Origin of the sequence: Nocardioides jensenii JCM 1364 = NBRC 14755 (genome assembly GCF_001552535.1) — a bacterium.
GTDB lineage: Bacteria > Actinomycetota > Actinomycetes > Propionibacteriales > Nocardioidaceae > Nocardioides > Nocardioides jensenii.
This window is the reverse complement of sequence record NZ_BCRJ01000104.1, coordinates 30,510-43,076: the sequence shown is the minus strand read 5'-3', so window position 1 is coordinate 43,076 and position 12,567 is coordinate 30,510. Positions and strand designations below refer to the sequence as shown.

The 12,567-nt window shown below is 69.4% G+C and carries 11 protein-coding genes; 1 reads left to right on the top strand and 10 read right to left on the bottom strand.

What is annotated here, in order from left to right; translation table 11 throughout:
- From NJ4_RS20810 to NJ4_RS20785, 6 genes are all read right to left on the bottom strand, one after another.
- On the bottom strand, window positions 1-1,259 hold a 1,259-nt coding region (locus tag NJ4_RS20810), incomplete at its 3' end, for a DEAD/DEAH box helicase (protein ID WP_245644652.1).
- A 302-nt stretch (window positions 1,260-1,561) separates the two neighbouring features.
- Window positions 1,562-3,001, bottom strand: coding sequence for a flavin-containing monooxygenase (locus NJ4_RS20805; protein WP_157551258.1), 1,440 nt, complete (start codon window positions 2,999-3,001; stop codon window positions 1,562-1,564).
- A 51-nt stretch (window positions 3,002-3,052) separates the two neighbouring features.
- Window positions 3,053-3,901 carry a hypothetical protein gene (locus tag NJ4_RS20800; protein WP_067439876.1) on the bottom strand — a complete coding sequence of 283 codons (849 nt, stop codon included), beginning with the start codon at window positions 3,899-3,901 and terminating at the stop codon, window positions 3,053-3,055.
- The gene (locus tag NJ4_RS20795; protein WP_245644651.1) at window positions 3,894-4,484 is read right to left on the bottom strand and encodes an RNA polymerase sigma factor; all 591 of its coding nucleotides are present in this window, start codon (window positions 4,482-4,484) and stop codon (window positions 3,894-3,896) included. Before NJ4_RS20795 ends, NJ4_RS20800 begins: the two co-directional genes overlap by 8 nt.
- A gap of 106 nt (window positions 4,485-4,590) precedes the next feature.
- The gene (locus NJ4_RS20790) at window positions 4,591-5,829 is read right to left on the bottom strand and encodes a fatty acid desaturase family protein (RefSeq protein WP_067439873.1); all 1,239 of its coding nucleotides are present in this window, start codon (window positions 5,827-5,829) and stop codon (window positions 4,591-4,593) included.
- A gap of 77 nt (window positions 5,830-5,906) precedes the next feature.
- Complete coding sequence (locus NJ4_RS20785) at window positions 5,907-7,058, bottom strand: ferredoxin reductase (RefSeq protein ID WP_067439870.1); 1,152 nt, start codon at window positions 7,056-7,058, stop codon at window positions 5,907-5,909.
- Window positions 7,059-7,151: 93 nt separating this feature from the next.
- Between NJ4_RS20785 and NJ4_RS20780 the strand changes: the two genes are divergently transcribed.
- Complete coding sequence (locus NJ4_RS20780) at window positions 7,152-8,342, top strand: PucR family transcriptional regulator (RefSeq protein WP_067439867.1); 1,191 nt, start codon at window positions 7,152-7,154, stop codon at window positions 8,340-8,342.
- A 226-nt stretch (window positions 8,343-8,568) separates the two neighbouring features.
- On the opposite strand, the gene pssA is transcribed toward NJ4_RS20780, so the two are convergent.
- The 4 genes from pssA to NJ4_RS20760 all read right to left on the bottom strand — a co-directional run bounded on the left by pssA (window position 8,569) and on the right by NJ4_RS20760 (window position 12,510).
- The gene (gene pssA / locus NJ4_RS20775) at window positions 8,569-9,495 is read right to left on the bottom strand and encodes a CDP-diacylglycerol--serine O-phosphatidyltransferase (protein ID WP_067439863.1); all 927 of its coding nucleotides are present in this window, start codon (window positions 9,493-9,495) and stop codon (window positions 8,569-8,571) included.
- Window positions 9,492-10,166: a phosphatidylserine decarboxylase gene (locus NJ4_RS20770; RefSeq protein ID WP_067439858.1), complete on the bottom strand. Its 675-nt coding sequence runs from the start codon at window positions 10,164-10,166 to the stop codon at window positions 9,492-9,494. Before NJ4_RS20770 ends, pssA begins: the two co-directional genes overlap by 4 nt.
- A 109-nt stretch (window positions 10,167-10,275) precedes the next feature.
- On the bottom strand, window positions 10,276-11,238 hold the full coding sequence (locus NJ4_RS20765) for a peptidoglycan-binding protein (protein WP_067439854.1): 963 nt from the start codon (window positions 11,236-11,238) through the stop codon (window positions 10,276-10,278).
- 69 nt (window positions 11,239-11,307) lie between these two features.
- The gene (locus NJ4_RS20760; protein WP_067439850.1) at window positions 11,308-12,510 is read right to left on the bottom strand and encodes an MFS transporter; all 1,203 of its coding nucleotides are present in this window, start codon (window positions 12,508-12,510) and stop codon (window positions 11,308-11,310) included.
- Window positions 12,511-12,567: the final 57 nt, after the last annotated feature.

Genomic DNA, 12,567 nt, shown 5'->3' with positions numbered 1-12,567 from the left:
CCCGCGCCGGCACCGGCGCTGGCCTTGGCACCGCCACCGGAGCGTCGACGGTTGCGACCGCCACCGGACTTGCCCGACGACGATCCCGAGCCGGCGCCCACCGCGTTGCCGCCGGACTCGATCACCAGGCCACCCGGCGTCGAGCGCTGGCCGGGGGCGAGCTCCTCGAGGATCGGGTGCGCGGCACCAGCAAGACGGGTCGTGGTGGGCTTGATGCCAGCCGCGCGGGTCAGTGCGCGGACATCGCGCACCTGGTCGTCAGTCATCAGCGTGATGACCGTGCCCTCGGCGCCGGCCCGCGCCGTACGGCCCGAGCGGTGCAGGTAGGCCTTGTGCTCGGCCGGCGGGTCGGCGTGGACGACGAGCGCGACATCGTCGACGTGGATGCCGCGGGCGGCGACATCGGTCGCCACCAGCGTGGTGGCCTTGCCGGAGTGGAACGCATCCATGTTGCGGGTGCGCGCATTCTGGCTCAGGTTGCCGTGCAGGTCGACGGTCGGGATGCCGTTCTTGTTGAGCTGCCGGGCCAATGCCTTGGCGCCGTGCTTGGTGCGGGTGAAGATCACCGTGCGGCCGGGGGCGCTGGCGAGATCGGCCAGCACCGGAACGCGGTGCTCACGGTTCAGGTGCAGCACGTGGTGGCTCATCTGCGAGACCGGCGACTGGGCCGAGTCGGCCTCGTGGGTGACCGGGGTGTGCAGGAACTGCTTGACCAGCGTGTCGATCGCGTTGTCGAGCGTCGCGGAGAACAGCAGTCGCTGACCGGTCGACGGCGTCGCCTTCAGCAGGCGGCGTACGGCGGGCAGAAAGCCGAGGTCGGCCATGTGGTCGGCCTCGTCGAGGATGGTGATCTCGACGTCGCCGAGGGTGCAGTGACCCTGCTGGATGAGGTCCTCGAGACGACCCGGGCAGGCCAGCACGATGTCGACACCGTTGCGCAGACCCTGCACCTGCGGGTTCTGACCGACACCGCCGAACACGGTCTGGGTGGTGAGGCCGAAGGACTTGGCGAGCGGCTTGAGCGACTCGTTGATCTGGCCGACCAGCTCACGCGTGGGGGCCAGGATCAGTGCCCGCGGCGCCTTGCTGCGTGGCTTGCGACCGGACGCGGCCAGGCGGACCGCCAGCGGCAGCGCGAAGGCGAAGGTCTTGCCGGAGCCGGTGCGGCCACGGCCGAGCACGTCGCGACCGGCGAGCGAGTCGGGCAGGGTCGCTGCCTGGATGGGAGTGGGGGTGGTGATGCCGAGGTCAGAGAGCACGGCAACAAGGTTTGCGGGAACGCCGAGGTCGCCGAATGAGGGCGTGGCAGAAGCTGTAGACAAGAGAAAGTAATCGCTATCCGTTGGTGTGTCTCACCAAACAGTCACGAACCCCGAGGTTCGGAAGGCAGCGCATGGAAGGCGAATCCCACATGGGGGGCTCGCGCGCCGGCGACCCGAGGCAAGACAGAACGGGTTGCTTCGTACAACTGTAGGGCAACGCGTGTGGTTCTTGTGCATTCAGTGACAGGACACACACACCCGGCCGAACTCACGACGGGTCGATCCGAACTCACGACGGGTCAGCTGAATTCGAGGACGCCGTCGTCGAGCTTGCTGTTGCGGATCGCGCGGACGTCGTGAAACCAGCTCTGCTTGAGCTTCCACGGCTCGACGTCACCCTGCTTGGGCAGCTGGTCGATCGAGCGCAGCACGTAGCCGGCCTCGAAGTCCATGAACGGCTCCTCGCCGACACCGGGCTGGCGCACGGGCACCACGGTGCGCGCGCCGACCTCGGTCATGTGCTCGAGCACGCGGCAGACGAACTCGGCGACCAGGTCGGCCTTCAGCGTCCACGAGGCGTTGGTGTAGCCGACCGTGTAGGCGAAGTTGGGCAGGTCGCTGAGCATCAACCCGCGGTAGGCCATCGTCGAGGGAGCGTCCAGCTTCTGCCCGTCGAGACTGACGTCGACGCCACCGAAGAGCTGCAGGTTCAGCCCGGTCGCGGTGATGATGATGTCGGCCTCGAGCTCGGCGCCCGAGCTCAGCGCGATGCCGCGTTCGGTGAACGACTCGATGGTGTCGGTGACCACCTCGGCCTTCCCGGAGCGGATCGCCTTGAACAGGTCGCCGTTGGGCACCAGGCAGAGCCGCTGGTCCCACGGGCCGTACGTCGGCCTGAAGTGGACGTCGACGGGATAGCCCTCGGGCAGCTGCTTCTGGTTGAGCCTGCGCAGCACCTTGCGCACGATCTTCGGCTGACTCTGGCTGATGTTGTAGAGGGCGCTGGCCTGCGCGATGTTCTTGATGCGGGTGACGTTGTAGGCCGCCTGCCGCGGCAGCACCTTGCGCAGCCCCAGCGCCAACGGGTCCCGTGCCGGCAGCGAGAGGATGTAGGTCGGTGAGCGCTGCAACATCGTCACCTTCGCCGCCTGATCGGCCATCGCGGGCACGAGGGTGACGGCCGTTGCCCCGGAGCCGATCACGACGATCCGCTTGCCGGCGTACTCCAGGTGCTCGGGCCAGTGCTGCGGGTGCACGATCTCGCCGCGGAAGCGGTCGCGGCCCTCGAAGACCGGCGTGAAGCCCTCGTCGTAGTTGTAGTAGCCGGTGCACGCCCAGAGGAACGACGCCGTGTAGGTCGTCGACTCCTCACCGTGCGTGACCGCGACCCGCCAGGTGGCCGAGTCGGAGTCCCAGTCCGCGGAGGTGACGTGCCGGTCGTAGCGGATCCGCTCGTCGACGCCGTACTCGCGCGCGGTCTCACGCACGTAGTCGAGGATCGAGGCGCCGTCGGCGAGCGCCTTGCCACCCAGCCACGGCTTGAACCGGTAGCCCAGCGTGTACATGTCGGAGTCGGAACGCACCCCCGGGTAGCGGAAGAGGTCCCAGGTGCCGCCGCTGGCTGGCCGGCCCTCGAGCACGAGGTAGCTCTTCCCGGGCTGGCGGGTGGCCAGCGTGGCGGCGGCACCGATCCCTGACAGACCGGCACCGATGATGAGGACGTCGACGTGTTCGCTCACCCAGCCGAGACTACTGAACATGATTCAATTGCGAAAGGGTCGGTTCGCTGATCAGCAGCCGTGGTTGATCTGGGCGCAGGAGTCCTGGCCCCACTGCAGGTCGTACGACGCACGCCCGCCCCCGGCCCGCGTCACCACCACGTGGATCGGCTCGGTCTGCGCGGTCTCGAGGTCGACCAGTGGACCACTGGTCGGCACGTAGGCCATCAGCCACATGTCGTCGCCCATGACCGCCTGCTGGGTGTGACCGTCGGGGAACGTGTAGCTGATCGACTGCACGCCCGGAAGCGTCGGGCCGCCGGCGACGAACTGTGCCACCGAGTCGTTCGTCATCGAGTAGTTCTGGCTCAGCGCGTAGGTCTGCTCGGCCGCCGGGTCGTTGGTCGCCCGATTGCCGAGCAGTGTCGGCGCCCCGCCGTCGGCGGACGCAGCCCAGTCATCACAGAGCACCCACGACTGGCCCTTGGTGAACAGGACCGCCAGCCCCTCGTCGTACGTCGTCCGGGCGGCCTCGGCAGCACCGGGGAGGTAGGCGGGGACCTCGTCGGCGCACGTGGCCGGGGGATCCGTCAGCGGGGCGGCCTGCAGGGTCTGCTCGGTCATGCCTTTGGACGATCCGGGGTCTGGGACCGAGGGGCCCTGAGTCTGGTCGCCGGCCGTGCCGGAGCCGGCGGGGGCGAGCTCCTCGGTGCGGTCGGGGCCACCGTCGTCACCGTTGGTCATCAGCACGGTGCCGAGCGCGGCAACGCTGGCGACGGCCGCGGCGGCGGCCGCCGGCACCAGCCACGAACGAGCCCGGGGCGTGGTGGATCGAGCGGTCTCCTCGGTCAGCTCGGCGCGCATTCGCGCACGGGACTGATCGTCGAGACGGCGCTCGGGAGGCAGGTTGTGCTCAGTCATCGTGGAACTCCTGTTCGGAGACTGCTGCGGAAAGCCGCCGGCGTGCCCGCGAGAGTCGCGAACGCACGGTGCCGACCGGTATGCCGAGGGCGACCGCCGCCTGCTCATAGCTCAACCCCGACCACACGACCAGGGACAGCACGTCCTGGTCGCGTCGGGGAAGAGCGTCATGAGCAGCCAGCACGGCCGCCATCCGGCGCTCGTCGTCAAGGCGGTCGGCGACCGCCTCGGCATGGTCAGGTGTGTCGGACTCCCCGTGCAGGCGGGCCACCGCCGCGAGGTGGCGGCGCTGCTTGCGCGTGAGGTTGCGACACACGTTGGTGGCGATTCCGTAGAGCCACGGCAGGGCCGAGTCCTCGTGCAGGACGACGCGTTCACGACCACGCCATGCCTCGAGGAAGACCGTCGACGTGGCGTCCTGGGCGGTGTCCCACGACGCCGTACGACGGAAGCAGTGGTTGTAGATCCGGTCGGCGTACCTGTCGAAGAGGATGCCCAGGGACGAGCCCTCACCACGGCGCAGTTCGTCGACCAGCTCACCATCACTGAGTTCGGTCATGTCGATGCCCCCGAATGTCACCATGTCCTGTTTGTGTCCGCCGCAGGGCAAGGGTTCCCGTTTGCACACAGAAAAGTCCACGACCCGCGACCGTGCGGGTCGCGAGTCGTGGACTGGGTCGATCGAGGGGTCAGGCTGCGGCGGCGCGCTTCTGGTTCTCGGCACGACGCTGCGCGGCGTCGTACGCCCGACGCACCTTGGGTCCACCGGAGCTGAGCTTGTAGAGCAGGGCGACCTGCTTCGGCGCGTTCTTGACGTTGGTCTGCTCGAGCCAGCCGTTGGGCAGCGAGAGCCGGACGATCTTGTGCCACGCGCTGCCGACCTGACGGGGCAGGGACGCCGAGTGGTAGTTGAGCTCGTACTTGTCGAAGAGCGCCTTCACCCTCGGCGCCACCTCGGAGTACCGGTTGCTGGGCAGGTCCGGGAAGAGGTGGTGCTCGATCTGGAAGCTCAGGTTGCCGGTCATCAGGTGCATCGGCTTCGAGCCGGAGATGTTGGCCGAGCCGAGCATCTGGCGGACGTACCACTGACCACGGGTCTCGTCGGCGGGGATCGACTTCTTCTCGAACGTCTCGACGCCCTCGGGGAAGTGGCCGCACATGATCACCGAGTGGGTCCACAGGTTGCGGACCAGGTTGGCGGTGAAGTTCGCGGCCAGGGTCGGCAGGAACGAGCCGGTCGGGATCGACAGCGCCGGGTGGACGACGTAGTCCTTGGTGGCCTGGCGACGGATCTTCTTCAGCGTGTTCTTCGCGTTGCGCTTGAAGGCGTCGCTGCGCTTCTCCTTCGGCACCCGGAGGTTCTTGCCGAGCTCGAGGTCGTACGCCGCGATGCCGTACTCGAAGAAGCAGGCGTTGATGAAGTTCCACAGCGGCTGGCCGAGGAGGAACGGCGACCAGCGCTGGTCCTCGTCGACGCGCATGATGCCGTAGCCGAGGTCGTTGTCCTTGCCGACGATGTTCGTGTAGGTGTGGTGCACCTGGTTGTGCGAGTGCTTCCAGCCCTCGGCGGTCGAGGCGTTGTCCCACTCCCACGTGGTCGAGTGGATCTTCGGGTCACGCATCCAGTCCCACTGGCCGTGCATGACGTTGTGGCCGATCTCCATGTTCTCCAGGATCTTGGCGACGCTCAGGCCGACCGTGCCCGCGATCCAGGCCGGCGGGAAGATGCTGGCCAGCAGCACCGCACGCGAGCCGAGCTCGAGCTTGCGCTGCACGTCGACCACCTTGCGGATGTACGCCGCATCGCTGGCGCCGCGCGAGTCGATGACGTCCTGGCGGATCGCGTCGAGCTCGACGCCGATCTGCTCGATGTCGGCCTCGGTCAGGTGCGCCGTCGGGTTCGTGTCCTTGCGGGTGATCGTGGTCATGTCGGTCTCCTCGTGATTCGGTTGTCGAGGGTTTCGGTGGTCGAGTGCCGGCGAGGAACGAGCCGGTGTATCGAGACCTAGTGGTCGATGTGGCACGGCCCGGCGGCCGCGCTGATGCAGGTCTGGATCGGGACGCCGCCGGTGTTGGTCTCGCCGGGAGTCGCGGTGGTGATCTCGCCGTTGCGCAGGTCGCGCACGGCGCCCTCGCGCATCGGCAGCACGCAGCCCATGCAGATGCCCATCCGGCAGCCGCTGGGCATCAGGACGCCGGCGTTCTCGGCCGCGTCGAGGATCGTGGTGGCGCCGTCGAGCTCGAGGCTCACGCCGGACTTCTCCAGGGTGACGGTGCCGCCCTCACCCGAGCTGATCACGACCGGACGGAACTGCTCGGTGAACAGCTCGAGTCCGCGCTCCTCGTGGTGCGTGGCCAGCGCGTCGAGAAGACCGGCCGGGCCGCACGCGTACGTCGTACGCTCGGCCAGGTCAGGCACGAGCTCCTCGAGCCGGGCGACGTCGAGGAAGCCGTGCACGTCGTCGTAGCGGTCGACGAGGTTGATCGCGCCGGCCTCGTGCAGCTCGTGCAGGTTGTCGATGAAGATCGACTCCGGCCGACTCGGTGCCACGTGGACGACGGTGATGTCGAGCGGCTGCTCGTCGGTCGCGCGGCGGCGCGAGCCGAACATCAGCACGCCCTCGTCGGTGACCGGGAAGAGGTTGCGCAGCATCCCGACCACCGGCGTGACACCGGAGCCGGCGGTCACGAAGAGCAGCTTGGTCCGGGCAGTGAGCCGCTCCGGCAGCACGAAGTCACCGGTGGCCTGCTCGAGGTGGATCAGCGTGCCGGGGCGGCTGTCGTGCACCAGGTGGTTGCTGACCTTGCCGCCGGGCACTCCCTTGACGGTGATCGAGATGTTGCCGTCGGCGCGCGGACCATGGGTCAGCGAGTAGGCGCGCCATTCGCGGACGCCGTCGACGTCGATGCCGATCCGGAGGTACTGACCGGGCACGTGGCCGGCCCAGTCGGCTCCGGGCCGGATCACGATCGTCGCGGCATCCGCGGTCTCCGGGTGCACCGAGACGATGCGACCCCGGAGGTCCGCCCCACTGCGCAAGGGGGCGAACAGGTCCAGGTAGTCGGCCGGGAGGAGTGGCGTGGTCGCGGCCTCGACGACCCGGATCGCGCGGTCGCGCAGTCGGGTCGAGGGGCGCGGTGTGTCCAGAAGGGCCATGTGACTACTGTGACTGGTCGCAAGCGCGAAGTCCTGACCCGTTGCGCGTGAATCTGGCGTAGTCTTTTGTTCACCACGAGTGAAAGAGGCCCGATGACCGAGTCCCGGCAGGTGCGCCTGAGTGGCCTGCGTCTCCCCGACGACGTCATCGTCGCGATGCGCGGCGAGCTGGCCGGGTGCGCGGAGCGGGTGGTCGCGGCCGTGATCCACGAGGTGCCCAGCTATTCCGAGCCGTTCCGCGGCCGGATGGGGCGCAACATCGAGAGCGCGGTGACCATCGCCCTCAGCGGCTTCCTGGACATGACCGCGGAACCGGCCGGCGCCGGACTCAGCAACCGGGTGGAGTCGGTCTTCGAGGCGGCCTACGCCCTGGGCAGGGGCGAGGCCAGGAGCGGCCGGAGCATGGATGCCCTGGCCGCCGCCTACCGGGTGGGGGCTCGCACCGCCTGGCACGACCTGAGCACCAGTGCGGTCGAGGCCGGCTTGCCCGCGGCGGAGCTCGCCCGGTTCGCCGAGCTCGTCTTCGACTACATCGACCAGCTGTCCGCCGTGAGCGTCTCGGGGCACGCCGACGAGCTGGCCACCTCCGGACGGGTCCGCGAGCGGCACCTCGAGCGGCTGGCCGACGGCATCGTGGCCGGGCTCGACCCCGACGCGCTGCACCTCCTGGCCGAGCGCGCCGACTGGACACCGCCCACGACGCTGACCGCGGTGATCGCGCCCGAGTCGGCACTGGGCACCCTGCGGCCGCACCTCGATGCCCGCGCCCTGGTCGGCGGCACGGAGGTCGAGGGCCTCCCCGACCTGCCCGACATGACCGTCGTCCTCGTGGCCGACCTGAGCGCGGGCGCCCGCGGTCGGTTCGTGCAGCTGATCGGCGACCGGGTCGCGGCCGTCGGCCCGGCGCGCACCTGGCTGGACGGGCGGGCGTCGTACCTGCGGGCGGTGCGGACGCTGACGCTCGGCCTGGGCGGCGAGGACTCATCGGTCGACACCGACGACCACCTCGTCGCGTTGGTGCTGACGGCCGACGAGTCGTCGTACGCCGACCTGCGCGAGCGGGTGCTGGCACCGATGGCCGACCTGCGTCCCTCGACGGTCGACAAGCTCACCGAGACGCTGCGCGCCTGGCTGCTCCACCAAGGCCGTCGCGACGACATCGCAGCGGCGCTGTTCGTGCACCCGCAGACCGTGCGCTACCGCGTCGGCCGACTGCGCGAGCTGTACGGCGAGCGGCTGGCCGACCCGGAGTTCGTGCTCCAGGCGACGATCGCGCTGGGCTGAGCGGAATCGCACGTGCGCAGCGGGAGCAACCACGCTCGGCGAGCCCGCCGGTCACGTCGCCAGATGGCCCAGCTGCTGCGACCGGGTGTCGTCGGCCCCAAGGTGCACGATGCCGCGCAGCGGTGCCGTCCGTCTCGGGCACGGGGTCGAGGAGCTCCTGAGCGCCGATCGTGACGTCAGCTTCTTCCCGGCCTCCGGACCCGCAATCGGTTGGTCGGGCGAGTCGTCAGTCCGTGGCGCAGTCGGCCGGCGCACTGTCGTCGTCGCCGGCCAGGGGAAGGAACACTGACTGCTGGCGCTGACGAGGCGGTGCCACCGAGTCCGGCCCGAGCCAGCGTCGCCGCAACGGTGCCGTGAGGACGCCGAGCGGTGCGGTCAGGACGTAGCAGTAGGCCACCGTCAGTGCCGTGGTGGCGGGAGCGATCACGAGCCCGCCCGCGACGGCGAGCACGACACAACCCGTGGTGATGCGGGCCTCGCTCGTGCGTGGGGTGACCAGGTCACGGAAGGAACGGAAGCGGATCGTGCTCACCATCAGCCAGGCCGGGACCAGGCTGATCAGCGCCGGGATCAGGATCGCCGGGCCGACCCGGAAGTCGGGGCCGGCCACGTCGGGGTTGTTCAGCGCGAAGACGGTCGCCATCACGACCGCGGCCGCTGCCGGGGAGGGCAGCCCGATGAAGTAGCGCTTGTCGTCGGTCGGGTCGATGGTGAAGTTGAACCGGGCCAGCCGGAAGGCCGCGCAGGCCAGCCACAGGAAGGCAGCGATCCACGCCGGGACGGGCCACTCGGGCAGCACCCAGGTGTAGACGAGCACGGCCGGGGCGACGCCGAAGGAGATCAGGTCGGCCAGGGAGTCGAGCTGGATCCCGAACGGCGAGGTCGCTCCCACCAATCGGGCCACCGCACCGTCGGCGATGTCCATCACGATGGCCACGGCGATCAGGATCGCCGCGAACTGGAAGTGTCCCGAGGTGGCCAGGAGGGCGGAGGAGAATCCGCAGCCCAGGTTGGCGGTGGTGAACAGGCTCGGCGAGGTGACCCGCAGCTGCTCGCGGGCGCTGAGCTGGCGCAGGGACACCACATCGGCGCCGGAGTGAGACTCGATGCGCCACCGCTTGAAGAGCCTGCGCCGGGTGGGCGCCTCGATCATCGGCCGGCTCCCGGCCAGGTGGCCAGCACCGTCTCCCCGGCCACCGTGCGGTCGCCCTCCTTGACGTGCAGGTCGACGCCGGGCGGGAGGAAGACGTCCATGCGGGAGCCGAACTTCATCAGCCCGATGCGCTGCCCGGTGCCGATCTCGTCGCCGGCCTTGATGCGGGTGACCACGCGACGCGCCACCAGGCCGACGATCTGACGGAAGACGTAGGTGCGCTTCTCGCCTCGCACGACGCGGTTCATGACGATGTCGCTGCGCTCGTTCTCGAAGGCGCTCTCGAACTTGTAGGCCGCCAGCCACCTGCCCGGTCGATAGGTCACCGACTCCACGGTGCCGCCGTACGGCGCGCGGTTGATGTGCACGTCGAAGAGCGACAGGAAGATGCTGACCTGCTGCCAGTCGCCGGCCGGGGCCACGCCCTCCTGGCCCGGTCCGGCGTGCATGACCTTGCCGTCCGCCGGGGCGACGACCGTGTCCTCGTCGACCCGGGTGTGGTCGGCACTGCGTTCGGGGTCACGGAAGAAGGCGACCAGCCCGGCGGGCAGGGCGAGCAGCCCGGCGGCCAGTCGCGGCCGACCCGTCAGCAACGCGACGCCGCTGGGGATCGTGCCGATCACGGCCGGGAGGACGGCCTCGCGGTCGATGGCGGGGGCCTTGAAGTTCACGTTGCTCCGTCGGATTGCGGTCAGTGCTGCGGCACAACCTAACCCGAAACGGACAGATCACCCGCGCCGTCGCAGAGTGCAGACACGACTTCCAGCGGGCGATGGTGACTCATCCCACCAGGGCCTGCCAGGTCTTCGGGCCGCACGATCCGTCGACCACCAGGCCGATCGCCGATTGGAACGCCCGCAGGTTGGCATACGTCACGCTGCCGAAGCCGCCGTCGACGGCCTGGGAGTAGGAGTGCTTGCGCAGCGCGGTCTGCATCCCCTTGATCGCGTTGTTGGTGGCGTCGCGAGCGGGCGTGACCACCAGCTTGGCCCAGGTCTTCGCACCGACATCGCCGTCGATCACGAGACCGTACTTCTTCTGCAACGCCCTGACCGCGGCGCCCGACGTCGACCCGAAGTTGCCGTCGACCAGCAGGCCGTGGCCACGGTGGTTCAGCAGGTGTTGGATCACCTTGACCGTGTCGACGCCCGAGACACTCTGTCCGTCATTGAGGTAGGGCCAGCCGTAGCCCGGGCCACCCGTGCCGATGTCTCCGCCGAGGATCACCCCGCGGTTCTTCATCCAGGCTCGAGGTTCCACGACCGCGCCCAACCCACCGGAGTGGACCTCGAAGTGCAGGTGGTAGCCGCTCGTGCCGGTGTTCCCGACACGGCCGATGCGTTGTCCGGGGCGGACCTTGGCGCCGACGGCAATCGGGGAGTTCTCGTTCATGTGCCCGTAGAAGGTGTAGACGCCGCCGCCGTGGCTGACGATCACGCCGTATCCGTGGCGTCCGGTGAGCACGTTGCTGTAGCCCTTGCGATACACCGTGCCGCCCGCGGCAGCATGGATCGAGCGGTAGCGGGGCGCGGCCAGGTCGCGGCCCGCGTGGGGATACCCACCCCGAGGCGTGCCGAACTCTCCTCCGCTGACCGTGTAGCCACGCGTCGGATTGCACCAGCGGCCGTCCTTGAGGCTCGCGGCGACGGCAGGGTTCAGCAGCCCCGGGCCAAGGCCGGCGCCCAGCGCTCCGGCGAATGATGCGGCACCAACGATGAGGGTGCGTCGCGAGATTGCGGTCATGTCCACTCCCGAGAAATTGGTCGACGTGCCACCAACCTAGGAGACCGCGGGGCATCCCGCCAGACTCGTCTACGGGCGCAGCTCGGCCCGGGACGGGGCCGGCACGGGGTCGCCGACCGGCACGGGAGTCCGCACGCTCGTCTCGGCGACGGCCAGGACAACGAGAGCGGCGAGCGTGAGTCCGGCGCCGACCCACAGCGGCGAGACGTAGCCGAGGCCGGCGCTGATCGTGAGCCCGCCCAGCCAGGCGCCGATGGCGTTGCCGAGGTTGAAGGCGCCGATGTTGGCACCCGAGGCGAGGGTCGGCGCCCGGCCGGCGTGCTCCATCACGCGCATCTGCAGGCCCGGGACGGTGGCGAACCCGAAGGCACCCATCAGGAACAGCGCCACCACGGTGAGCGCCTTGCTCTCGGCGGCGAGCGCGAAGAAGACCATCACGACGGCCAGGGCGCCGAGGACGACGTACAACGTGCGGGCGACATCCTTGTTGGCGGCACGACCGCCGAAGAGGTTGCCGACGAAGAGCCCGACCCCGAAGAGCACCAGCAGCCAGGGGATCCAGGAGTCGGCGAACCCGCTGACCCCGGTGAGCGTGTAGGCGATGTAGGTGAATGCGCCGAACATGCCGCCGAAGCCGAGCACGGTGACGGTCAACGAGAGCCAGACCTGGCCGCTGCGGAACGCGCCGAGCTCGTGGCGCAGGCTCGGTGGCGCCTCGGCGCCGGCCACCCGACCGGGGACGAGGACGGCGATCGCGACGAATGAGACGATGCCGATCGCGGTGATCGCCCAGAACGTCGAGCGCCAGCCGGCGGCCTGGCCGAGCAGGGTTCCGGCCGGCACGCCGAGGACGTTGGCGCTGGTCAGACCGGCGAACATCAGCGCGATCGCGCCGGCCTTCTTGGCGGGCTCGACCAGCGAGGCGGCCACCACCGATCCGATGCCGAAGAACGCGCCGTGGCACAGGGCCGCGATCACCCGCCCGGCCAGCATGGCGTCGTACGACGTGGCCAGCGCCGAGACCAGGTTGCCGATGATGAAGAGCACCATCAGGCCGAGCAGCACCTGCTTGCGCGGGAGGCGTACGACGGCCGCGGTCAGCAGGATCGCCCCGACCGCGACGCTGAGCGCATAGCCCGAGATGAGCCAGCCGGCGGTGGCCTCGCTGACCTCGAAGTCGGCGGCGACCTCCGGCAGGAGGCCGGCGATGACGAACTCGGTGAGTCCGATGCCGAAGCCGCCCACGGCGAGGGCCAGCAGTCCGGGTTTCATGAATTCTCCTTGCGTGTGCAATATGCCGCGTGTGCAACGTTCTCGGAAGAGTAGTTG

Excerpts from the sequence above, each read along its gene's own strand:
- NJ4_RS20800 (WP_067439876.1), bottom strand. The coding sequence starts at position 3,901 with ATGACTGAGCACAACCTGCCTCCCGAGCGCCGTCTCGACGATCAGTCC.
- NJ4_RS20795 (WP_245644651.1), bottom strand. The coding sequence starts at position 4,484 with ATGGTGACATTCGGGGGCATCGACATGACCGAACTCAGTGATGGTGAG.
- NJ4_RS20790 (WP_067439873.1), bottom strand. The coding sequence starts at position 5,829 with ATGACCACGATCACCCGCAAGGACACGAACCCGACGGCGCACCTGACC.
- NJ4_RS20785 (WP_067439870.1), bottom strand. The coding sequence starts at position 7,058 with ATGGCCCTTCTGGACACACCGCGCCCCTCGACCCGACTGCGCGACCGC.
- NJ4_RS20780 (WP_067439867.1), top strand. The coding sequence starts at position 7,152 with ATGACCGAGTCCCGGCAGGTGCGCCTGAGTGGCCTGCGTCTCCCCGAC.
- pssA (WP_067439863.1), bottom strand. The coding sequence starts at position 9,495 with ATGATCGAGGCGCCCACCCGGCGCAGGCTCTTCAAGCGGTGGCGCATC.
- NJ4_RS20765 (WP_067439854.1), bottom strand. The coding sequence starts at position 11,238 with ATGACCGCAATCTCGCGACGCACCCTCATCGTTGGTGCCGCATCATTC.
- NJ4_RS20760 (WP_067439850.1), bottom strand. The coding sequence starts at position 12,510 with ATGAAACCCGGACTGCTGGCCCTCGCCGTGGGCGGCTTCGGCATCGGA.